This window comes from Streptomyces sp. NPDC048650 (genome assembly GCF_043199095.1).
GTDB lineage: Bacteria > Actinomycetota > Actinomycetes > Streptomycetales > Streptomycetaceae > Streptomyces.
In genome coordinates this window covers 199,994-221,059 of the sequence record NZ_JBICVM010000011.1, presented here as the reverse complement: position 1 = coordinate 221,059, position 21,066 = coordinate 199,994, and the positions used below count along the sequence as shown (strand labels likewise).

Here is a 21,066-nt window from a genome sequence, read left to right as displayed (position 1 = left end):
ACGGGTCCGCGACGCGCCGTAAGGCGCCATGGGACAGCGCCCCCGGGCCCGGTCCGGGGCGTCACCGTCCGTGACGCTGTGTCAGAGATCTCCTTGCGCGGTGCTGCGGGCGGCCTCTCCCACCGTCCTACAGTGATCGGGTGAGCGAGCAGAGCAAGTCCTCCCAGGACCCTGACCACACGCCGCGCGTCGTGATCGCCGGCGCGGGAATCGCCGGCGTGCAGACCGCGGTCGCCCTGCGCGAGGCGGGCTGGCGCGGTGCGATCACCCTGCTCGGCGACGAGCCGCACCAGCCCTACGACCGCCCCCCGCTGTCCAAGGCACTGCTGCTCGGCACGGCCGACGGCGCCACCTTCGACATCGACTTCGCCGCCCTCGGTATCGATCTGCACCTCGGCCGCCCGGTCACCGCCCTGCGCCCCGGCGCCCACGAGATGGACACGGCCGAGGGCCCGATCGCCTACGACCACGCGGTGCTCGCCACCGGCGCCGACCCCGTCCTGCTGCCCGGCAGCGAGGGCCGGGCCGGCGTCCACCTGCTGCGCACCCTCGACGACGCCGAGCGGCTGCGGTCGGTGCTCGCCGCCCGGCAGCGGGTCGTGGTCGTCGGCGCGGGCTGGATCGGCGCCGAATTCGCCACCGCGGCCCGCGAGGCGGGCTCCACGGTCACCGTCGTCGAGGCCGCCGACCGCCCGCTGGCCGGTGCGCTGCCCGCCGAGGTCGCCGACCGAATGACCGCCTGGTACGCGGACGCCGGCGCCGAGCTGCGCACCGGTACCCGGGTCGCCGCCGTCTCCTCCGGCGAGGTCGCCCTCGCCGACGGCACCACCCTCCCCGCCGACGCCGTGGTCGTCGGCATCGGTGCCCGCCCCGCGACCGCCTGGCTGGCCGGCTCCGGCGTGGCCCTCTCGCCGCAGGACGGCTCCGTACTGGCCGACGACCAGCTGCGCACCTCCGTCCCCGACGTCTTCGCGGTCGGCGACTGCGCCTCCTTCCCGTCGGCCCGCTACGGCCGCCGGCTGCTGATCCACCACTGGGACAACGCCCTCCAGGGCCCCCGTACGGTCGCCGAGAACATCACGCGCGGCGCCGCGGAGGGCGTGGTCTACGACCCGGTCCCGTACTTCTGGTCCGAGCAGTTCGGGCGGTTCGTGCAGTACGCGGGCCACCACGAGGGCGCCGACGAGACGATCTGGCGCGGCGACCCGGCCGGTGCCTCCTGGGCCGTGCTGTGGCTGCGCGAGAACCGGCTGGCCGCCCTGCTCGCGGTCGGCCGCCCCCGCGACCTGGCCCAGGGGCGCAAACTCATCGAGAAGGGCGCCGCCCTCGACCGCGACCGCGCCGCGGACGCCACCCTTCCGCTGAAGGCGGCGGCGCGCTGACCGGGTGCGCGGCATCACCCTCCGGGGTGCCGGACGGCCCGGACGGCGATCCCGGCTACCGGCTGTCAGTCCGAGGTGGCACGCTTGTCCTGTGACCGAGATTGACGCAAACATCGATGGACTCGTTCCCGCCTGGCTCACCCTCCCCGACATCGCCGAAGAATTCGGCATCGCAGTGACGCGGGTCCGGCAGCTGGTCAAGGAGGGCCAGCTGATCGCGGTGCGCCGCGGCGAGAACAGGGCGCTCCATGTGCCCGCCGATTTCATCCAGGACGGCAAGGTCGTCAAGGGCCTCGTCGGCACCCTGACCCTGCTGCGCGACGACGGCTTCGCCGACGACGAGATGCTGGAATGGCTCTTCACGCCCGACGAAACCCTGCCCGGCACCCCGGCGCAGGCGCTGCGCGAGAACCGCGGCACGGAGGTGAAGCGCCGGGCGCAGGCGCTCGCCGTCTGACGCCACCGCACCCGAATCCGTAAACCGCATCCTTGGGGCGTATGGGCCGGAGCTCCGGCCCATACGCCCCCGATCTGGGGGAAGACCGCCCGATGACCACCGCACGACAGGCCCTGTCCGACGCCCGGCTGTACCTCTGCACGGACGCCCGGAAGCGGCAGGGCGACCTGGCGCAGTTCCTGGACGCGGTGCTCGCCTCGGGCGTGGACATCGTCCAGCTGCGCGACAAGGGCATGGAGGCCGGCGAGGAGCTGCGCCACCTGGAGGTCTTCGCGGACGCCTGCCGGCGGCACGGCAAGCTGCTGGCGGTCAACGACCGCGCGGACGTCGCCCACGCCATCGGCAGCCAGGTGCTGCACCTGGGCCAGGGCGACCTCCCGGTACCGGCGGCCCGCGCCGTCCTCGGCCAGGACGTCCTCCTCGGCCGCTCCACCCACGCCGAGGCCGAGGTGGACGCTGCAATGGCCGAGCCGGGAGTGGACTACTTCTGCACGGGCCCGTGCTGGCCCACCCCCACCAAGCCCGGCCGCCACGCCCCCGGCCTCGATCTGGTCCGATACGCCGCCGGGCGCGCCCCCGAGCGCCCCTGGTTCGCGATCGGCGGGATCGATGCCGGCAATCTCGACGACGTCCTGGAGGCCGGCGCCCGTCGCGTCGTGGTCGTACGGGCGATCACCGAGGCCGACGACCCGGGCACGGCCGCCGCGGAGCTGGCGAAGCGGATCCGCACCTGGGGCGCCCAGGCGTCCTAGCGGGCCCGCGGGTGGGCCGGGAGGCGAATTCCGGACGGCTGGTGGCCGGGAAGATGTCCAACGGGTGGACAAATGCGTCCGCCGGTTGGTGTGCGCCGGGCCTCTGGTTAACCTGCCCGTATGGCCCTAGGTACAGCTTCCACCAGGACTGATCGCGCACGCACCGTGCGCGAGCTGCTGGCTTCCGGCAAGCAGTCGTATTCGTTCGAGTTCGCCGCCCCGAAGACCGAGAAGGGCGAGCGGACCCTGTGGAACGCCATTCGCCGGATCGAGGCCGTCTCCCCGACCTTCGTCTCCGTGACGTACGGCGCCGGCGGCACCTCCCGTGAGGGCACGGTGCGCGCCACCGAACGCATCGCCACCGACACCACCCTCACCCCGGTCGCCCATCTGACCGCCGTCAACCACTCCCTGGCCGATCTGCGCAATGTCATCGGGCAGTACGCCGACGCCGGTATCCGCAACATGCTCGCGCTGCGCGGCGACCCGCCCGGTGACCCGATGGGCGACTGGGTGCGCCACCCGCAGGGCGTGGACTACGCCGCCGACCTGGTCCGACTGATCAAGGAGTCCGGCGACTTCTGCGTGGGCGTCGCCGCCTTCCCCGAGATGCACCCCCGCTCCTCGGACTGGGACACCGACGTCACGCACTTCGTCGACAAGTGCCGGGCCGGCGCCGACTTCGCCATCACCCAGATGTTCTTCTACCCCGAGGACTACTTCCGGCTGCGCGACCGGGTCACCGCTGCGGGTTGCTCGACGCCGATCATTCCGGAGATCATGCCCGTCACGAACGTGCGCCAGATCGAGCGCTTCGCGCAGCTCAGCAATGCTGCGTTCCCGCCCGAGCTGGCCGACCGCATTCTGGCCGTCAAGGACGACCCGGCGGCGGTACGCTCCATTGGCATCGAGTACGCGACGGAATTGTGTGCGCGCTTGATGGCCGAGGACGTTCCGGGGTTGCACTTCATTACCCTGAACCACTCCACGGCGACCCTGGAGATCTACGAGAATCTGGGGCTGCACCAGCAGTCCTGATCTACGGTGGCCGGACAGCGGCGGAAGAGGGGCGTATATGGGCTGGACGATCCTCTACATCGCATTCGGACTCGTCGCGGTCTGGCTCCTGGCCGAGGTGCTGCTCCAGTACAAGGCCCGGCTGCGCTGGCGGCTGCTGGCCTTCGTCGGCTTCCTCGGCGTGGTCGTCGGCGTCGCCCTGCCGCAGGTGATCGTGATCGCGGTGGGGCTGATCGCCTTCGCCGTCGGCCAGACCAACGTCACGCTCTCCTTCCGGCGCGGGTTCTCCACCGGCTGGGCCCTGGGCGGCAAACCGCGCGAGAGCCGGCGCCGCCGCGGTCGCGCGGGCGCCGCCCCCGCGGCCGAACCGACCCTTCAGGTCTCCGGGCTGGAGGAGGTTCCGGCCACCGACGGCACCGGTCCGGGCGAGGAGGAGAGCGTCTTCGCCGGCGCCAACAGCTTCCGCGGCCAGGACGCCTACCCGGAACAGAACGCCTCCGGCGCACCGGACGCCTACGCGTACCCGGGGGCGAACGCCTACCCCGCCCAGGACGCCTACCCCGCCCAGGACGCCTACCCCGCGCCGGACTCCTACCCCGCGCAGGACTCGTACCAGAGCCCCTACGACGGGCAGGTCGGGTATCCCGCGCAGGACTCCTACGCCGGCCAGGGCCTGTACGACACCGGCGCCGTCTACGCCCCGCAGCCGATGCCCGAGGAGACCGGCCAGTACGGCATCTACAGCCCCGATGCCCGCGGCCCCCAGGACCCCGGCTACGCCCCGTACGACCCCTACGGCAACGTCGCAGGCGACACCAACGGCTATGCGTACGACGGCGGTTACGGTCAGAACGCCACGGGCCAGGAGCCCCCGGCGGGCGCCTACGCCGACCCGTACGCGGCGTACGGCGACCCCTACGGCCAGGGCGGCCAGGGCGGGCAGGCGCCTTACGCCGCCCCGTACGCCGACGGCCTGCCCTACTCCGCGCCCTACGACCCGTACGGGCAGCCCGATCCCTACGGCCAGTCGACCTACCCGGCCGGACAGTACGACGACCAGGGCCGCAGCCCCGGCCAGGGCTACGGCGGGACACCGCCCGACGGCGTCTGGGTGCCGCAGCAGCGCGACGGCGAGCTCCCGCCCGAGCAGCCGCCGTACCCGCCCTACCAGCAGCAGGGCTACGACGAGCAGCAGTACCGCTACTGAGCCGCCCGGCGGCCGGGGCCCCGGCCGGTGTGTCAGGGGTTCAGGTCGAGCCGCGCCAGTCGTCGCCGTTCACGATCAGGCCCGCCACGATGGCACCGGACATCCCTGCGTGGGCCGGCCCGCCGCCCGGGTGCGACCGGCCGCCGACGGCGTAGAGCCCCGGTATCCGGGTGCGGTTGCCGGGCCGGAGAAAGCGCCCCTGCTGCCCCGCCAGCGCCGGTCCGGGCACCGATTCCCCCGCTGCGGGCGGCAGTACCTCCCGCCACAGGATCCGCTCCCGCAGGCCCGGCACCGCCGCCTCGGCGGCCTCGGCCATCCGGTCCGCGACCTGTGTCAGGGCCGCGGTCGGGCCCTCCGGGCCGGGCGGGGCCACCGCCGCGGTCAGGGTCACCGCCTCGTGCCCCGCGTCGGGCCGGGTGGTGGCGTCGTCCGGGCGCAGCACCGTCACCGTGGGCCGGGCACCGGCGTCCCGCGTCCCGGGAGCGCCGCCGAACACGGCCGCCAGCTCCGCGCCGCGGTCCGCGGTGTGGACCACCGTCCGGTGCACGGCGTCCTGCGGGCGCGCCCCGCGCAGCGCCAGACAGACCGTCAGCCGGGCCGCGGCACGGTCGCCCGGCCGCGGGCCGGGGCGTACGTCGTCCGGGCCCCAGGGCTCCCGGCCCCGGCACAGCCCGGCGATCCGCGCCGGATCGATGCCCGCCACCACGACCTCCGCCTCCGCCACCCGACCGTCGGCGAGCTCGACGCCGGCCGCCCTGCCGTCCTTCTCCACGATCCCCGTCACCTCGGCGCCGAAGGTGAACTCCACCTTGCGCGCCAGAGCGCGCTCATGGACCGCATCGGCCAGCGCCCGCATGCCGCCGCGCGGATACCAGCTCCCGAAGGTCTGCTCCATGTACGGGAGCACGGCGGCACCGGCGGGCGCGCTGCGCGGGTCGAAGCCGTACGCCAGCGCATGGCTCTCCAGCAGGGCGATCAGCCGGGGGTCGGTCAGCTCGCGGCGCGCCACCTCGGCGAGCGTGGCGGTCGTGGGGCCCCTGCCGCGCCCGAACAGCCCGCGCCGGCGGAGGGCCGGATACGGATCCCGCCCCAGCACCCGCCAGTCCGGCCACAGCGGTTCCTCCAGGAGCGGGCGACGGGTGGCGTCCCACGCCTCGCGGGCGCGGCCGACCAACGCGCTCCAGCGCTCGCCCGCGCCGGCGCCCAGCGCTGCGTCCAGGGCCTCGATCACGCCGGCCCGGGAGGCGTTGGGCAGTGGGGCCGAGGTGCCGTCCGCGAAGACATGGCGGCTTGCGGGATCGACCTGCGCCAGCTCGACGCAGCTCTCCAGCGGCTCCCGGCCGGTCTTGACGAACAGATCGCGGTAGACGGCGGGCAGATGCAGCAGGCCCGGCCCCGTGTCGAAGGTGAAACCGTCCCGTGCGTACCGCCCCAGTGCGCCGCCGTGCGTTGCACCGCGCTCGTACACCGCCACCCGGTGGCCCGCGACGGCCAGCCGGGCAGCGGCCGCCATCGCGCCCATCCCGGCGCCGATCACCGCAATCCGTGCCATGCCTGCGACTTTATCCGGCACCGCTGACAACGCCCGCGGGGCCGGGGCGTCCCGCGCGGTGCTCCCGCCCGGCCCCGGCTCAGCCCGTCGGCGGTACGGCGTCCGCCGTGGCCGGCCGCCGCTCCGCGCGGCGGGCCCGCCGGCGGCGCAGGAACCGGCGGATCCGCGACCACATGAAGATCACCAGCGTGATGCCGCCGATCAGCAGCGCCGCCGCGATGCCCGCCGCGATCACCGGGTGGAAGACGGCGAAGGCGATGAGCCCCGCGACGCCCAGATCCTCGGCCAGGCTCAGCACGATGTTGCTCGCGGGCTCCGGCGAGGTGTTGACCGCGATCCGCGTGCCCGCCTTGACGAGATGGCTCAGCAGTGCCGTGGCACCGCCCACCGCGCCGGCCGCCAGCTGCGGCAGCGAGCCGTCGTGCCCGGCCAGCAGCGCCGCCACGACGCCGCCCGCGACGGGCCGGACCACCGTGTGGGCGGCGTCCCACACCGAGTCCACGTAGGGCACTTTGTCGGCGACGGCTTCGCACACGAAGAGCACCGCGGCCGCGATCAGCACATCGGGGCGCTGCAGCGCGGCGGGCACCTCGTCGGTGGCGCCGGTGGCGCCGAGCAGGCCGAGGAGCAGGACGACGGCATAGGCGTTGATCCCGCTCGCCCAGCCACTGGTGAAGACCAACGGGAGTACGGACACGCAGGAGATCGTAGGCCGGAGCGGGGGCCCGGGGCACCGCCGGTGTCAGGTGCTCAGGCGTGAGTACCCGTACTCAGCCGCCGAGATGAGTAGGTACGCGGATGGGCCCGGCGCCGCCCGGAGGGAAGAGTGGGGACCACGGCAGGGAAGCGGCGCCGCACCGCCGACACGGGGCGGCGGAGCGGCGCGGCTCCCGGCCGTGACGGGGGAAGTACGGGGGAACGTACGGGGGCTCCACGGGGGAGCACGGGGGAGCACGGGGGAAGCGCTGTCCTGGTCGGATCGGCGGGGGAACGATCCTGGCCAGGGCGGCGCACTCTTTTGTGCGCAGCCGCGGACCCGTACGGGTGCGCGCCGGAAATGACCCTACGGCGCGCACCACCCCGGCTCACTCGGGGCGGCCGGTGACCCTCCCCTGGAGGAGTCGCGACAGCGCCGCGTGGACGTCGTCGATCGACCGGTCCGGCTGGTAGGACTGCCAGTCCAGGGCGGCCACCAGGACCATCCCGAACAGCGCCGACGCGGTCAGCGGGATATCGATCTCCTCGCTCAGCTCCCCGGCGGCCACCGCCTTCCGCAGGACGCCCTCCACGACCGTGATGGCCCGCCCGCGCACGACCATCAGCGTGGACTGCCAGGCCCGGTTGGTGCGCCACAGTTCGGCGACGTAGAGCTGGGTCAGCGCCGGGTACGTGGAGATGAACTCCAGCCCGGCCCGGATCATGGCGTCCAGCGCGTTGATCTCGCTGCCGCCCCGGCCGGTCACCTCGTCGGCGGCGTCCTGCAAGGAGCTCGCCAGCAGCTCGATGCCGTGCCGCAGCAGCTCCTCGAAGAGGACGTTCTTGCTCGCGAAGTTGTAGTAGACGGTGCCCTTCGCGACGCCCGCCCGCTCGGCGATCTCGTCCACCGTGGTGGACGAGAAGCCCTGTTCGGCGATGAGCGTGACCGCGGCCTCGAAGAGTTTGCGACGGGTGGCATCGCGGCGTGTAGTGGAGCTGTCCATGGGGGCGATTGTGCCGGTCCCCGGCCGGCGCGCGCTCACAGGCTCAGCTCCGGATGCAGGTCCTTCATCCGCACGACCTGGCGGCCGCGCGCCGACAGAGCGGTCAGCGCGAGCGCGCCGGCGGTGAAGGCGGCGAGGACGAGACCGCCCTGCCACACGGGTGCGAGACCGCCCCCGGTGATGAGCCGGCGCAGGCCCTCGACGATGTAACTCATCGGCAGATAGGGGTGGATGGCGCCGAAGAAACCCGGACTGGTCTGCACCGGGTAGGTGCCGCCCGCCGACGTCAGCTGGAGCATCAGCAGCGCCAGCACCAGAATCCGGCCGGCCGGTCCGAACTGCGCGTTCAGCCACTGCACGATCGCCGAGAAGCAGGCCGTGACCAGCACGAGGAAGCCGATCGTGCCGGCCGACCGCGCCATCTCGAGCCCGAGCGCGAAGTGCAGCACGGACATCAGCGCCGCGGTCTGCAGCACCCCGATACCGACCACCGGCAGCCAGCCGGACAACGCCACCCGCCAGGAGGAGGCGCCCATCGCCAGGGCCCGCCGGTTGAGCGGCTGGATCAGCATGTAGGCCACCATCGCACCGACCCACAGGGACAGGGGGATGAAGTACGGGGCGAAGCCGGTGCCGTAGTTCGGCGCCTTGTGGGCGGAGTCCGATGCCAGCTGGACCGGGTCGGACATCACCTTGGTGCGTGCGTCGCGGTCCTTCTTGCCGTAGTCGGGGATCTGCCGCGCCCCGTCGTGCAGCCCGCCGGCCAGCTTCTGCGAGCCGTCGGAGAGCTTGAACAGGCCGCCCTTCAGCGTGTGCGCACCGTTCTCTAGCCTGCCCACGCCGGAGTCGAGGTCGCCCATCCCGGTGGCGGCGCGGCCGGTGCCGTCGTGCAGCTGTTGTGCGCCGTCGTCGAGCCGGTCCGCTCCGGTGGCCAGCCGGGCGTTGCCCGCGGCCAGCTTGCGGGCGCCCGCGGAGACCTTGTGCGCGCCGTCGTTGAGATCGTTGATCTTCTTGACCGCGGCGTCCATGTCGGCGCCCAGCCTCGGTCCGCGCGTGGCCAGCTCGGCGGCCAGGGAGTGCAGGGTGTCCAGGTCGCGGCCCAGCCGGTCGAGGTTCTTCTCGTCGTGGACGTAGCCGCTGACCTCTTCGGCCTTGTCCGCCGCGGCGGCCGCCTGTCCGGTCATCCTCTTCAGCTCGGCGCAGGAGGTGTCGAGCGTGACCCCGCTGTCGCAGCGCAGCCGGTAGTACGTGGCGAGGTGGTCGGAGATGCCCCGGGAGAGGCGCGCCCCGGTGGAGGCGGCGGCGGGAAGTCTGTCCAGGTGGTCGCGGACCGCCTGCGAACCGTCGGCGACGAGCTGTGCCGCCTCGCCGATCTCCTTGCCGTGTGCCCGGACGAAGGGCCCCACCTTGCCGACGACTCCGTTGACGGTGTCGGCCAGCTGCTGGGTCCCGCGGGCCACCTGCCCGGATCCGTCCGCCAGTCGGCGCGATCCCTCGGCGGCCGTACCGGCTCCCCGGGCGAGGTCGGAACTGCCCCGGCTGAGTCGTCCGGCGCCCGCGTCCAGGTCGCCCAGCCCCTGGACGAGCCTGCCGCTGCCGTCCTTCGCGGTGCCCAGGCCGTCGGCCAGTTCGCCGCTGCCGTCCTTGGCCCGACCGATGCCGTTCCGGAGCTTGTCGGCGCCGTCGGCGGCTTCCTCGGTCCTGCCGTGCAGCGTGGAGAACGAGACGAAGATCTTGTCCAGGAAGGTGCGCGAGGACTTGGTCGAGGCCGCCGAACGCACCTCGGAGAACACCGTCCGGGAGATCTGCCCGACGATGTAGTTGTTCGCGTCGTTCGTGCGCACCTTCAGGGCGCCGGTCTCCGGGTGGTCACCGGAGCTGGAGGCGACCCGCCTGCTGAAGTCCGCGGGGATGGACAGCGAGAGGTAGTACGAGCCGTCCTCGACGCCCCGGGCGGCCTCCTTGGCGTCCACCGGGCGCCAGTCGAAGGTGTCGCTGTCGGCCAGCCCCTCGACGATGCCGTCGCCCGCCGAGATGCGCTTGCCGTCGACGGCGGCGCCCCTGTCCTCGTTGACCAACGCGACCGGGATCTTGTCCAGCCGCCCGTACGGGTCCCAGAAGGACCACAGGTACAGCGCGCCGTACAGCAGCGGCAGCAGCAGCAGCGCGGCCAGTGCGGCGCGCGGCAGCTTTCCCCTCCCGAACCGCTTCAGCTCAAGCGCGGCCAGTTTCGGCGAGCGCATCGGCCGCCCCCTCTGTGTCGTCGTGCACCGTTGTGTCGTCGTGCACCGTGTCGTGAACCTCGTCCGGGCCGGCGGGGCTGCCGGTACGCACCAGCACCACGTCCCCGGCCGCCGCCCCGCCCTCCGGCGGCTCGCTGCACACCGCGAGCACCGTCGTGCCGGCCGCCGTCAGGCCGCGCAGCATGGCCCAGGCCCGGCGCCGCTCGTCGTCGGACAGCTTCAGGTCGGTGTCGTCCACGGCCAGCAGCCGCGGGCCGCCGATCAGCGCCAGCGCCACCGACAGCCGCAGCGCCTCCAGCCGTTCCAGGTCGCGGACGGAGGTGCGGATCCCCTTGGGCAGCGACTCCAGGTCGAGCCCGGCCGTCGCGAGCGCGTCGTCCACCAGGGCGCGGGCCTCGGCCCGGCGCTCCCGCCGGGGCCGCAGCAGTGCCCGCAGTGAGCCGCCGAACCGGCCCTGCAGCAGGGCGCGTTCGCGCAGATGCTCGCCCACGGTCAGCGCGGGGTCGAGCTCGGCGACCCCGGGGACGTGGGTGATTGCGGTGACGGAACGGACCGCGGCTATCTTCTTGGGGAGCGGCAGTCCGCCGACCTCGGCGGTGCCCTCGGCGGACTTCATCCGCCCGGTGAGCGCGAGCAGCAGGCAGGTGCGGCCCGAGCCCGACGGACCCTGGACGGCGATCAGCGAGCCGGGGGCCGCCGTGATGTCGATGTTCCTGCACGCCCAACCGCGGGGGCCCCGGACCCCGAATCCCGCGGCCGTGACCGCCGCCCCGTGCGGGGTGCTGTCCACGATCCCTCCTTGAACTGACCGGTCAGTTCAAAAAGTATCGGCGCCACACCCCCCCTCGCGCAAGAGGGTGGCGAAATTCGCCGCCGACCGGCCGCCAAGTCGCCGCACGGCTGCCCGCTTTCCGACGAAAGTGCAGGTCAGCGACGATTGTCAGTGGTGTACCTCACGATGGGGGCATACGGTCCCGAATCGGCATTCGGTGCGAACCGGCATGCGACGACAGGAGGTTCGTCATGGCAGCCCGTCCCACCAAGGGCAGCTCCGCTGCGTACGGTCCCCCGAGCGATGTCCACCCCGTCCTCCGGCGGGCGGCGGCCCCGCCCGCCGCCCTCGACCTGCTCGCCCAGGCCCGGCACGGCCTCGATGAGGCGGCAGCCCTGGAGATGCCCAACGAGCGGTTCGCCACCGCCCATCTGGCCGCCCTGCGCACCGCGGCCGCCGTGCTCGCCGTGCGCGGCCGGCCCGAGACCACGCGAAGCGGTAGGGGAAGGATCCGCAGCGCCTGGGAGGTGCTCCCCGAGGTCGCCCCCGAACTCACCGAGTGGAGCGCCCTGTTCGCCTCCGGCGCCGCCCGCCGGGCCAAGGCCGAGGCGGGGATAGCCGGCGCGGCCAGCCGTCGCGATGCCGACGACCTCCTGCGCGACGTGGAGATGTTCCTGCGCCTGGTGGAGCGCATGCTGCTGCTCCAGGCGTCGCTTCCCCCGCAGCGGGCCGGCTGACACGGACGGCGGCCGCGTGCCGGGGCGGCGTCCGCGGGCGCCGCCCCCGCACCGGCGATGCCGCAGGCCGCGGACGGTGCGCGACGCAATAGGGTGGTGAGCGACTGGATGTTCATGCCCCCGCCGAGGAGCCACCCGCCGTGTCTGACCCGCTGCGCCCCCGCGCCTCCCTTCGTACCGCCGTGGTCTGGGAGGTCCTCAAGGACGCCCTGGAGCGCCGGGTCAAGACCGCCGGGCGCGATGCCCTGGACGTCCTGGACACCGGCGGCGGCACCGGCAACTTCGCCGTGCCGGTGGCCCTCCTCGGCCACCACGTCACCGTCGTCGACCCCAGCCCCAACGCCCTCTTCGCCCTGGAGCGCCGGGCCGCGGAGGCGGGCGTCGAGGACCGGGTGCGCGCGGTCCAGGGCGACGCCCACGGCCTCTTCGACGTGGTCGAGCGCGGCGGCTACGACGCCGTCCTGTGCCACGGCGTCCTGGAGTACGTCGACGACCCGGCCGAGGGCGTCCGCAACGCCGTCGACGCCCTGCGCCCGGCCGGCACCCTCAGCCTGCTCGCCGCGGGCCTGGGCGGCGCCGTACTGGCCCGCGCCCTGGCCGGCCACTTCACCGAGGCCCGGCACGCCCTCACCGACCCCACCGGTAGCTGGGGCGAGGGCGACCCGGTGCCCCGCCGGTTCACCGCCGAGCAGCTCACCGGCCTGGTCGCCGCTACCGGCCTCCAGGTCGGCGCGGTGCACGGAGTGCGGGTCTTCGCCGACCTCGTCCCCGGCGTGCTGGTCGACACCGAGCCGGGCGCCGTGGAGGCCCTCCTGAAGCTGGAGGCGGCCGCCTCCGAGCAGCCCGCCTTCCACTCCGTGGCCACCCAGCTGCACGTCCTCGCCGAGCGCGGCTGACGCTGCGGAGCTCGCACGATCACCGCGTGCAGTCGGCCACAGGACACCCGATCGGCCCCTTCTCCCCGTATGATCGGGGTACGACGTTCCGGCATGACGGAAGGGCGGGTGGGGAATGCAGGCAGCATCACGCCGCCGCCGTGGCGGCCCGGAGCAGTGAACTGGCGTTGAGGGGCGGGTTTCACGGGGACGAATCCCTGCCTATCCTGAAAGGGTCGCACCCCGGTCGCCCCCCGCGACCGACGAGTAGGAGGACTCCGTGCCGCTCTCGGAGCACGAGCAGCGCATGCTCGAGCAAATGGAGCGAGCGCTGTACGCCGAAGATCCCAAGTTCGCGACAGCGCTTGAGGGAAGCGGGCTGCGTACGTACACCCGGCGACGGGTCTACCAAGCGGTCGTGGGCTTCCTGGTGGGTATCGGCCTGCTCATGGCCGGAATGGTCGCGCAACAGATCTGGATCAGCGTGGTGGGCTTCCTCGTGATGCTCGGCTGCGCGGTGCTGGCGGTCACCGGATGGCGTAAAGCCCCCAAACCAGGTGAGCAGCAGGCGTCCGGAGGCACCGCGGGCGGACCGGCACGCCGTCAGGCGCGGCAGCGGCGTTCGATGATGAACCGCATCGAGGACCGGTGGCAGCGCCGCCGTGACGAACAGGGCCACTGAGGCCCACCGACTTCCCCCGCCCCAAGCTTTTCGCGGCCGCCCGACAGGATCGGGCGGCCGCATCGCTGTGCGGCAGCGCAGCCACCGCCGCTACCGCCGCTGTGCCGCTTCCGCCGCTGCGCCACTGTGCGGCCCTACGCCCGCTGCCGCCCCGGTCGCAGTGCCGCGGCCGCCCGCCGGACCGTGGTGGCCGCCCGGCCGGCCGACCGGCGGTCGACGAAGCCCGACCAGCGGGCCGCTCCGGCCCACAGCAGCCGGACCGCGGAGCGCGGGGCAAGACGGGCGCGCAGCCGCAGACCACGGTTCGCCGCCGCGTACAGTCCGACGCGCACCCGGTGGACATCCGTGGCGAGCCCGGCCGCCGGGCTCGGCTGCGGGGCGTACAGCGCCTCCTCGACCGTCGCCGCCAGCCGGCGGGCAGCGTCGGCGGCCTCCGGCGCCACCTCGCCGACCCGCACGATCCGCTCGGCCGCCCTGCGCGGGGTCAGCGATGCGTCCGGCAGGATGCCGAAGTCCCAGCCGGTGTCCAGCAGCTCCTGCCAGGCCGCGAGGGTGCCCGCCGGGCCGTCGCCGCAGGCCAGCCGCCGGGACCGGATCCGCAGGCGCCACAGCAGGGGGAGGGCCGGCAGCAGCAGGACGAGCAGCGCGGCGACCCCGATGGCGAGGACCGCCCAGGGGGGCGGTCCGCCGGCCGAGGGAGGTCCGTCGGCCGGCGCGGGCGGCGTCGTGCACTCCGCCCGGGAGCCCTGCCCCTGCCGCTGCTCACCGGGAGCGCAGGACGGCGCCGCGGACGGGGCGTGCGGTGCGGGGGCGGACGCGGAGGGCTCCGGCCCGGAGCCACCGGGGTCGATGCTGACCGAGCCGTCGTCGGGGAAGGCGTAGTCGGGCACGCTGCCGCGGCTGGGGGTCGGCTCGAAGCGGGTCCAGCCGATGCCCTGGAAGTACAGCTCGGGCCAGGCGTGCGCGTCCTTGAGGCTGACGGACGTCGTGCCGTCGGACTGCGGGGTGCCCGGGGTGAAGCCGACCGCGACCCGGGCAGGGATCCCCAGGGTGCGTGCCATCGCGGCCATCGAGAAGGAGAAGTGGACGCAGAAGCCCTCCTTCTGCCTCAGGAACCGCGCGATGGCCTCACTGCCGCTGCCGGCGCTGACCTGGGTGCTGTACGTGAAGCCACCGTTGAGCGAGAACCAGTCCTGGAGCCGGACGGCCTTGTCGTAGCGGGTGCGGGCACCCCGGGTGACCTTGAGCGCGGTCCTGCGGACCACCGGGGGCAGCGAGCGGGGCACCTTGGTGTACTCGCGCGCCAGCCGGGCGGGCGGTGCCGGGGCCGCGGCCAGCTGCTTCGCGGTCGGCCGCACCTGGAGGCTCTCGACCTGGTACTGCACACCGCGGGTGGTCTGCCCGCGGTCGCCGACCAGGGTGCGGCCCGTCGGTTCGAAGCGCCAGCGCCCGTTGATGTCCACCTTCGATGCCGGGTAGGGGAGCGGCAGCCAGTTCTGGGCGTACCACGCCGCCGTCGAGACGGAGGTGTTGATCCTGGTGGCGGACACCTTGGAGGAGAGACCGGGCGGGCCCGGCAGCCGGTCGGGGACGTCCATGACCGTGCGCTCGGAGGGTTTCCAGGCCGTGCCGTCGAACTGGTCCAGGGCCACGATCCGCAGATACATCTCGCGGGCGTCGGGTGCGGTGGTGCGGTAGTTGAGGACCTCTTTGTCCGCGGGCTGGTTGAGGCTGTTCTGCAGCGAGACCAGCGGGTTCACCGCGGAGATCGTGCCGCCGCCACCGGCGTCGTCCCCCGTGCCGGACGGGCCGATCAGCCCGCCACCGAGCGAGGGCAGCACGGCGGGCACCGCCAGCGCGATACCGAGCGCAAGCGCCCCGATCCGGCGGCCCGTACGGACCGGGGACGGCACGGTCGTGCCCGGTCCGGCGGCGCTCTCCGGCCCGGCCGCACCCGCCGCGCCGAAGACCCGGCCCCACTGGGAGAGCCGGTCGCGCCCCTCGGTCAGCAGGAGCAGCAGATAGCCGGCCGCCGCCACCAGGAACCACAGCCAGCCCGCGCCGCCCTGGGTCAGCCCGGCCGCCACCGAGTACAGCGCGAGCAGCGGGAGCCCGGCGGGCGCGGCGCTGCGGTACGTGACCGCCAGTGCGTCCACGATCAGGCCGATCAGCAGCACACCGGCCACCAGCAGCAGACGGATACCGGGGGTGACGGGCGCGGGGATGGCGTACCGGCCGACGTCTCTGACGCCTTCGTGCACCAGGCGGCCGAACTCCGCAACGGCGTCCGGGCCGGGCAGCACCCCGAGGACGGCCCGGTCGGGCACGAAGAGCACGGTCAGCAGCAGCACCGCGGCCAGCGCCTGCGCGGTGACGGTCAGCGGTCCGGCGAGCGGCACCCGCCGGGTCAGCGCGCCCACACCGCTGACGAGTGCCAGCAGGATCACGGCCTGGACCAGCCAGCCGACCCGTTCCACCAGCGGCAGCAGTGCGCAGGCCGCGCACGAGGTCGCCACCGCCGCACACAGCGCCAGCCGCGCCCGGCCGCTCATGCCCACGCCCCGCTTTCCCCACGATCCGTCGTGCCGTTCATACGGCGCCTCCCGCGTGCGCGGCGCCGGTCGGCACGGTCCGGTCCGGTGCGCCGCCGTGCCCGGCGGCGCACCGCCACAGCTCGGCGAGCGGGACGTCGGGCGTCACCGGCAACGCCGTCCAGCCCGCCTTGCGCAGCATCAGCACCCGCTCGTCCACCGGCGCCCCGCCCGAGGAGAAGCCGAGCCCGCCCGGCCCCGGCAGCCAGGAGTCGCCGTCCAGGACGAAGGCGATCGCGGTGTCGCACCGCTGCCGTAGGCGCCCGGCGACCGCCGCCTGCTCCTCGTCCAGATCGCCGAAGAAGGCGATCAGCAGCCCTTCACCGCCGCCGCGCAGCGCGTCGTACGCGGCCGAGAGCCCGGCCTCCTCGGAGTGCTCCAGCACGGCGAGGGTGTCCAGCAGCAGGCCGGCGGCGTCGCCGGAGCCGGTCCCGCCGGTGCCGTCCGGACCGGGCACCGAGGTGCCGGTGTCGGTCAGCAGTCGCACCGAGAACCCGCGCTCCAGCAGGTGGACGGCGGTCGAGGCGGCGGCCGTGACGGCCCATTCGAAGGCCGAGTCGGGCCCGGCCCCCTCATGGGCGGCCGCACGGGTGTCGAGCAGCACCGTGCAGCGTGCCTTCTGCGGTTGTTCCTCCCGGCGCACCATCAGTTCGCCGTAGCGTGCGGTGGACCGCCAGTGCACCCGGCGCAGATCGTCGCCGTGGCGGTAGCCGCGCGGGATGACGTCGTCCTCGCCGGACAGGGCGGGTGAGCGCTGCCGGCCCTCGCCGTACCCGGGTGTGGCGCCGGCCGGCCGCACCGGCGGCAGCGGCTCGACGCGCGGGACGACCGTCAGAGTGTCGGCGGTACTGAACGAGCGGGTCAGCTCGCACATCCCGAAGGGGTCGGACAGGCGCAGTTGCAGCGGGCCCAGCGGATACCGTCCGCGCAGGTCGGAACGGACGCGGTAGGACACCTCCCGGCGGCCGCCGGCCTCCACCCGGTCCAGTACGAAACGGGGCCGCGGCCCGAGGACGTAGGGCACCCGGTCCTGCAGCATCAGCACGCCGGTGGGCAGCCGGGAGATGTTCTCGATCCGGAGCCGGACCCGGGACTCGGCGCCGGCGGACACCCGGGCGGGGGAGAGCATGCGGCTGCCCGCGACGCGGTAGCGGGTGCGGTGCAGCATCAGCACGCACACCAGCGGCAGCGCCGCCAGCAGCAGCCCGACCCGCAGCAGATCCGCCTGCCCGAGGAGGAACGAGCAGGCCGCGGCGGCCATCCCGGCAGCCAGGAACGATCTGCCGCGCGTGGTCAGCCCTCCGAACGCCGCCCGCAGCCCGGCCCGCTCCGACGTCCCGCCGCTCCCCCCGCCGGACATCACAACCCCCGTGCTCCGGGCGGCTGCTGGCCGCGGTCCTGCCGCCACCGCGGCGCGGACGGTTCGGGCACCGGGGTGCGGCGCAGGATCTCCAACACGATCTGCTCGGCCGTACGGCGGTTCAACTGGGCCTGTGCGGTGGGCAGCAGCCGGTGCGCGAGCACCGCCGGCGCCAGCGACTGGACATCGTCCGGCAGGGTGTACTCCCGGCCGGCCAGCGCCGCCGCGGCCTTCGCCGCCCGCACCAGATGGAGCGTGGCGCGGGGCGAGGCCCCCAGCCGCAGCTCGGCATGGCCGCGGGTGGCCGCGACGAGGTCGACCGCGTATCTGCGGACGGCCTCGGCGACGTGGACCGAGCGCACCGCGTCGATCAGCTTCACGATCTCGTGGGCGTGCGCCACCGGCTGGAGGTCGTCCAGCGGGGAGGCGCCGCCGTGCACGTCCAGCATCTGCAGCTCGGCCGCCGGGCTGGGGTAGCCGATCGACACCCGCGCCATGAAGCGGTCCCGCTGCGCCTCGGGGAGCGGGTACGTGCCCTCCATCTCCACCGGGTTCTGTGTCGCGACGACCATGAACGGGCTGGGCAGTTCATGGGTCTGCCCGTCCATGGTGACCTGGCGCTCCTCCATGGACTCCAGGAGCGCCGACTGGGTCTTGGGCGAGGCGCGGTTGATCTCGTCGCCGATCACGATCTGGGCGAAGATCGCGCCGGGTTTGAACTCGAAGTCCCGGCGCTGCTGGTCGAAGATGCTGACCCCGGTGATGTCGGAGGGCAGCAGATCGGGCGTGAACTGGATGCGCCGCACCGAGCAGTCGATGGAACGGGCCAGCGCCTTCGCGAGCATGGTCTTGCCCACGCCCGGCACATCCTCGATGAGCAGATGCCCCTCGGCCAGCAGCACCGTCAGCGCGAGCCGTACGACGTCCGGCTTGCCTTCGATCACGCTCTCCACCGACCGGTGCACCCGCTCCACCGTGGTGGTCAGCTCGCCAAGGCCCGTTCGTTCGTCGTACGTCGTCACTCGGCCCTCCCCGGCCCTTCCCCAAGCACTGTTCACCCACGCATTCTTGCTGTCCGCGTGGCTTCGCGTCATGGCCTGTGGACAACTCGGGGTCGATATGTCCGGACCGTCCGGGATCAGGGCAGGGGATCGATCTCCCGCAGCAGGCCCGTTGTCACGTCGAAGACAAATCCGCGGACGTCGTCGGTGTGCGGCAGGAAGGGCGAGGTGCGTACCCGCTGCATGGACTGCCGGACGTCGTCGTCGAGGTCCTTGAACGCCTCGACCGCCCAGGTGGGCCGCTGTCCGACCTCGGCCTCCAGCTCGTGGCGGAAGTCCTCGGTCAGGCTCAGCAGGCCGCAGCCGGTGTGGTGGATCAGGACGACCGAGCGGGTGCCGAGCGCCCGCTGGCTGATCGTCAGGGAGCGGATGATGTCGTCGGTCACCACGCCGCCCGCGTTGCGGATGGTGTGGCAGTCGCCGAGCTCCAGGCCCAGCGCGGCATGCAGGTCGATCCGGGCGTCCATACAGGAGACGACGGCGACCTTGAGGACGGGTCGGGCGTCCATCCCGGGGTCGGTGAAGGCGTCGGCGTAGTGCCGGTTCGCCTCGACGAGACGGTCGGTGACGGCTTCACGGGTGGGGCCGCCGGCGCTGTCGGCGGGCGGGGGCAGCGGCTGCGACGCAGGTATGGCCATGTCTTCACGTTAATAGTCAACGGCCGATCCGGCCCCGCGTGAGACGGGGCATACGGTGCGAGATCACCCATTGTGAGCTACCCCACAGCACGCCTCGCGCCTCAGCCGTTCGAGTGAGAGGCCGGTGCGAAAGCCGTCGCGGGACGCGCGGAACCGGTTGATTGACCGCGACAGCCGGTCGACTAAAGTGGCGCGAAGTGGGAGGCGTGACGCTCTCCTTGGATCCCGAATCCCTCGCGTGCGCGACGCCGCACGTACGGCTCGGCCTCCTCCCGCTCCACCGGCCTTCCGACGCCACTTCCCCGTCGCCGGAGGGTCAATTCCCCTTCAGAGCGGGCGGGGACCAAGCGGTACGTACGGCATCCCCCAGCCAACGGCCGGGGACCCACCTGCCGCCCACCCCATCGGAAGGCACATGAGCCAGCGCAGCGAGCCAATCACGAAGAGGTGCGCGCTTCGCGCATGCCGGCGGTCCGAGGGCAGCGAGGCCGGCGCATGAGCGGCAACACCCGGCACGTACCTGTCATGCTCCAGAGGTGTCTGGACATGCTCGCCCCCGCGCTGTCCGCACCGGGAGCGGTCGTCGTCGACTGCACCCTCGGCCTCGGTGGGCACAGCGAGGCGCTGCTGTCCGCCTTCCCCGAAGCCCGGCTCGTCGCCCTCGATCGCGACCCGGCAGCCCTCGAGCTCGCCGGGCAGCGGCTGGCCCCGTACGGCGAGCGCGCCACCCTGGTGCACGCCGTCTACGACGAGCTGCCCGAGGTCCTCGACCGGCTCGGGATCCCGCACGTGCAGGGTGTGCTGTTCGACCTCGGCGTCTCCTCCATGCAGCTGGACGAGGCCGACCGGGGCTTCGCCTACGCCCAGGACGCCCCGCTGGACATGCGGATGGACCAGACGACGGGCATCAGCGCCGCGGACGTCCTCAACACCTACGCGCCCGGCGAACTCGTCCGGATCCTGCGCGCCTACGGCGAGGAGAAGCAGGCCAAGCGGATCGTCGGAGCGATCGTGCGGGAGCGGGCCAAGGAACCGTTCAGCAACAGCGCGCGGCTGGTCGAGCTGATCCGGGACGCGCTGCCGCAGGCCGCCAAGCGCACCGGCGGCAACCCCGCCAAGCGCACGTTCCAGGCGCTGCGCATCGAGGTCAACGGTGAACTGGCCAGCGTGGAGCGCGCCGTTCCGGCCGCCGTCGAGGCGCTGGCCGTCGGCGGCCGGATCGCCGTGCTCTCGTACCAGTCGCTGGAGGACCGACTGGTCAAGCAGGTCTTCGCGGCCGGTGCGGCCAACACCGCGCCGCCCGGCCTGCCGGTCGTCCCCGAGCGCTACCAGCCCCGACTGAAGCTGCTGACCCGCGGCGCCGAGCTCCCCACGGAGGAGGAGGTGGCCGAGAACCGGCGCGCGGCCCCCGCCCGGCTGCGCGGCGCCGAGCGCATCCGCGAGAACGTCGAGAACACCGCATGAAAGGCCAGGGGCGGCCGCGCGGGCGGGCGGGGCGCCTCGGTGCGCTCCTTCCCGCCGGCGGCACCGCCGCGCGCACGCCCTTCGTCCTGCTGATCGTGGTGCTGCTCGGCTCCGGGCTGATCACGTTGCTGCTGCTCAACTCGGCCCTCAACCAAGGGTCGTTCGAGCTCAGCAAGCTGGAGAAGGAGACCGACGACCTGACCGACGAACAGCAGGCGCTGCAGCAGGAGGTGGACACCTACTCGGCGCCGGGTGCCCTGGAGAAGCGGGCCCGGAAGCTGGGGATGGTGCCCGGCGGCAACCCGGCGTTCCTGCTGCCCGACGGTACGGTCCGGGGCCGGCCGAGCGAGGCGACGGAGCAGCAGGCGGCGCTCAGCGCGCCCGCCGAACCCCCGGCCGCCGCCCCCTCCGCCCGTCCGCTGCTCGCACCGGGCACACCGGGCCGGGCGGGCGCACCGGACATCGCCGGCGCCCTGTCCCCGTTCGCCCCCAGCGGCCCGCACGGCCCCGCCCGGCCGGCACCAGGCCCCCGTGCCGGCGCCGCCACCCCCACCCCGACGACCTCCGGCAGGTGAC

Annotated in this window: 19 protein-coding genes; 10 read left to right on the top strand and 9 right to left on the bottom strand. The window is 73.6% G+C overall.

The window, feature by feature from the left end:
* The first annotated feature begins 140 nt into the window (after positions 1 to 140).
* The 5 genes from ACGFML_RS28240 to ACGFML_RS28220 all read left to right on the top strand — a co-directional run bounded on the left by ACGFML_RS28240 (position 141) and on the right by ACGFML_RS28220 (position 4,815).
* Positions 141 to 1,382, top strand: a complete 1,242-nt coding sequence (locus tag ACGFML_RS28240; RefSeq protein WP_393548343.1) for an NAD(P)/FAD-dependent oxidoreductase — start codon at positions 141 to 143, stop codon at positions 1,380 to 1,382.
* A 91-nt stretch (positions 1,383 to 1,473) separates the two neighbouring features.
* On the top strand, positions 1,474 to 1,839 hold the full coding sequence (locus tag ACGFML_RS28235) for an Rv2175c family DNA-binding protein (protein ID WP_393548342.1): 366 nt from the start codon (positions 1,474 to 1,476) through the stop codon (positions 1,837 to 1,839).
* Between the two features lie 92 nt (positions 1,840 to 1,931).
* Positions 1,932 to 2,591: a thiamine phosphate synthase gene (gene thiE, locus ACGFML_RS28230; protein ID WP_393548340.1), complete on the top strand. Its 660-nt coding sequence runs from the start codon at positions 1,932 to 1,934 to the stop codon at positions 2,589 to 2,591.
* Between the two features lie 120 nt (positions 2,592 to 2,711).
* The gene (gene metF / locus ACGFML_RS28225) at positions 2,712 to 3,629 is read left to right on the top strand and encodes a methylenetetrahydrofolate reductase [NAD(P)H] (RefSeq protein WP_393548338.1); all 918 of its coding nucleotides are present in this window, start codon (positions 2,712 to 2,714) and stop codon (positions 3,627 to 3,629) included.
* A gap of 37 nt (positions 3,630 to 3,666) precedes the next feature.
* The gene (locus ACGFML_RS28220; protein ID WP_393548336.1) at positions 3,667 to 4,815 is read left to right on the top strand and encodes a hypothetical protein; all 1,149 of its coding nucleotides are present in this window, start codon (positions 3,667 to 3,669) and stop codon (positions 4,813 to 4,815) included.
* A gap of 40 nt (positions 4,816 to 4,855) precedes the next feature.
* Here ACGFML_RS28220 and ACGFML_RS28215 read toward each other — a convergent pair whose 3' ends face one another.
* From ACGFML_RS28215 to ACGFML_RS28195, 5 genes are all read right to left on the bottom strand, one after another.
* Positions 4,856 to 6,367, bottom strand: coding sequence for a phytoene desaturase family protein (locus tag ACGFML_RS28215; RefSeq protein WP_393548334.1), 1,512 nt, complete (start codon positions 6,365 to 6,367; stop codon positions 4,856 to 4,858).
* 79 nt (positions 6,368 to 6,446) lie between these two features.
* Complete coding sequence (locus ACGFML_RS28210) at positions 6,447 to 7,064, bottom strand: DUF4126 domain-containing protein (RefSeq protein ID WP_393548333.1); 618 nt, start codon at positions 7,062 to 7,064, stop codon at positions 6,447 to 6,449.
* Positions 7,065 to 7,452: 388 nt separating this feature from the next.
* Positions 7,453 to 8,067: a TetR/AcrR family transcriptional regulator gene (locus tag ACGFML_RS28205; RefSeq protein ID WP_393548331.1), complete on the bottom strand. Its 615-nt coding sequence runs from the start codon at positions 8,065 to 8,067 to the stop codon at positions 7,453 to 7,455.
* Between the two features lie 35 nt (positions 8,068 to 8,102).
* Positions 8,103 to 10,310, bottom strand: coding sequence for a YhgE/Pip family protein (locus tag ACGFML_RS28200; protein WP_393548330.1), 2,208 nt, complete (start codon positions 10,308 to 10,310; stop codon positions 8,103 to 8,105).
* Positions 10,282 to 11,100, bottom strand: coding sequence for an ATP-binding cassette domain-containing protein (locus ACGFML_RS28195; RefSeq protein WP_393548328.1), 819 nt, complete (start codon positions 11,098 to 11,100; stop codon positions 10,282 to 10,284). Before ACGFML_RS28195 ends, ACGFML_RS28200 begins: the two co-directional genes overlap by 29 nt.
* Positions 11,101 to 11,333: 233 nt before the next feature.
* On the opposite strand from ACGFML_RS28195, the gene ACGFML_RS28190 reads away from it, so the two are divergent.
* The 3 genes from ACGFML_RS28190 (at position 11,334) to ACGFML_RS28180 (ending at position 13,376) form a co-directional block, all read left to right on the top strand.
* Positions 11,334 to 11,819, top strand: a complete 486-nt coding sequence (locus ACGFML_RS28190) for an SAV_6107 family HEPN domain-containing protein (protein WP_393548326.1) — start codon at positions 11,334 to 11,336, stop codon at positions 11,817 to 11,819.
* 140 nt (positions 11,820 to 11,959) lie between these two features.
* Positions 11,960 to 12,715: a methyltransferase gene (locus ACGFML_RS28185; RefSeq protein WP_393548324.1), complete on the top strand. Its 756-nt coding sequence runs from the start codon at positions 11,960 to 11,962 to the stop codon at positions 12,713 to 12,715.
* Between the two features lie 259 nt (positions 12,716 to 12,974).
* On the top strand, positions 12,975 to 13,376 hold the full coding sequence (locus tag ACGFML_RS28180; RefSeq protein WP_393548323.1) for a DUF3040 domain-containing protein: 402 nt from the start codon (positions 12,975 to 12,977) through the stop codon (positions 13,374 to 13,376).
* 134 nt (positions 13,377 to 13,510) lie between these two features.
* On the opposite strand, the gene ACGFML_RS28175 is transcribed toward ACGFML_RS28180, so the two are convergent.
* From ACGFML_RS28175 to ACGFML_RS28160, 4 genes are all read right to left on the bottom strand, one after another.
* Positions 13,511 to 15,928, bottom strand: coding sequence for a transglutaminaseTgpA domain-containing protein (locus ACGFML_RS28175; protein WP_393548321.1), 2,418 nt, complete (start codon positions 15,926 to 15,928; stop codon positions 13,511 to 13,513).
* Positions 15,929 to 15,965: 37 nt separating this feature from the next.
* Positions 15,966 to 17,327, bottom strand: a complete 1,362-nt coding sequence (locus ACGFML_RS28170; RefSeq protein WP_393548319.1) for a DUF58 domain-containing protein — start codon at positions 17,325 to 17,327, stop codon at positions 15,966 to 15,968.
* Positions 17,327 to 18,349: an AAA family ATPase gene (locus tag ACGFML_RS28165; protein WP_393548317.1), complete on the bottom strand. Its 1,023-nt coding sequence runs from the start codon at positions 18,347 to 18,349 to the stop codon at positions 17,327 to 17,329. Before ACGFML_RS28165 ends, ACGFML_RS28170 begins: the two co-directional genes overlap by 1 nt.
* A 116-nt stretch (positions 18,350 to 18,465) precedes the next feature.
* A complete protein-coding gene (locus ACGFML_RS28160) occupies positions 18,466 to 19,026 on the bottom strand; it encodes a beta-class carbonic anhydrase (protein ID WP_393548315.1) in 561 nt (186 codons plus the stop codon).
* A 495-nt stretch (positions 19,027 to 19,521) separates the two neighbouring features.
* Between ACGFML_RS28160 and rsmH the strand changes: the two genes are divergently transcribed.
* Together rsmH and ACGFML_RS28150 are read left to right on the top strand one after the other, a co-directional pair.
* Positions 19,522 to 20,490 (top strand): 16S rRNA (cytosine(1402)-N(4))-methyltransferase RsmH, encoded by a 969-nt coding sequence (rsmH, locus tag ACGFML_RS28155; RefSeq protein ID WP_393548313.1) that lies wholly within the window; start codon positions 19,522 to 19,524, stop codon positions 20,488 to 20,490.
* Positions 20,487 to 21,065 carry a septum formation initiator family protein gene (locus ACGFML_RS28150; RefSeq protein ID WP_393548311.1) on the top strand — a complete coding sequence of 193 codons (579 nt, stop codon included), beginning with the start codon at positions 20,487 to 20,489 and terminating at the stop codon, positions 21,063 to 21,065. Before rsmH ends, ACGFML_RS28150 begins: the two co-directional genes overlap by 4 nt.
* The last annotated feature ends 1 nt before the right edge of the window (position 21,066 follow it).

Bases quoted from the DNA above. Each gene is read 5' to 3' on its own strand.
- ACGFML_RS28220 (WP_393548336.1), top strand. From the start codon at position 3,667: ATGGGCTGGACGATCCTCTACATCGCATTCGGACTCGTCGCGGTCTGG.
- ACGFML_RS28205 (WP_393548331.1), bottom strand. From the start codon at position 8,067: ATGGACAGCTCCACTACACGCCGCGATGCCACCCGTCGCAAACTCTTC.
- ACGFML_RS28215 (WP_393548334.1), bottom strand. From the start codon at position 6,367: ATGGCACGGATTGCGGTGATCGGCGCCGGGATGGGCGCGATGGCGGCC.
- ACGFML_RS28160 (WP_393548315.1), bottom strand. From the start codon at position 19,026: ATGGCCATACCTGCGTCGCAGCCGCTGCCCCCGCCCGCCGACAGCGCC.
- ACGFML_RS28170 (WP_393548319.1), bottom strand. From the start codon at position 17,327: ATGTCCGGCGGGGGGAGCGGCGGGACGTCGGAGCGGGCCGGGCTGCGG.
- thiE (WP_393548340.1), top strand. From the start codon at position 1,932: ATGACCACCGCACGACAGGCCCTGTCCGACGCCCGGCTGTACCTCTGC.
- rsmH (WP_393548313.1), top strand. From the start codon at position 19,522: ATGAGCGGCAACACCCGGCACGTACCTGTCATGCTCCAGAGGTGTCTG.
- ACGFML_RS28150 (WP_393548311.1), top strand. From the start codon at position 20,487: ATGAAAGGCCAGGGGCGGCCGCGCGGGCGGGCGGGGCGCCTCGGTGCG.
- ACGFML_RS28200 (WP_393548330.1), bottom strand. From the start codon at position 10,310: ATGCGCTCGCCGAAACTGGCCGCGCTTGAGCTGAAGCGGTTCGGGAGG.
- ACGFML_RS28175 (WP_393548321.1), bottom strand. From the start codon at position 15,928: ATGAGCGGCCGGGCGCGGCTGGCGCTGTGTGCGGCGGTGGCGACCTCG.
- metF (WP_393548338.1), top strand. From the start codon at position 2,712: ATGGCCCTAGGTACAGCTTCCACCAGGACTGATCGCGCACGCACCGTG.
- ACGFML_RS28190 (WP_393548326.1), top strand. From the start codon at position 11,334: ATGGCAGCCCGTCCCACCAAGGGCAGCTCCGCTGCGTACGGTCCCCCG.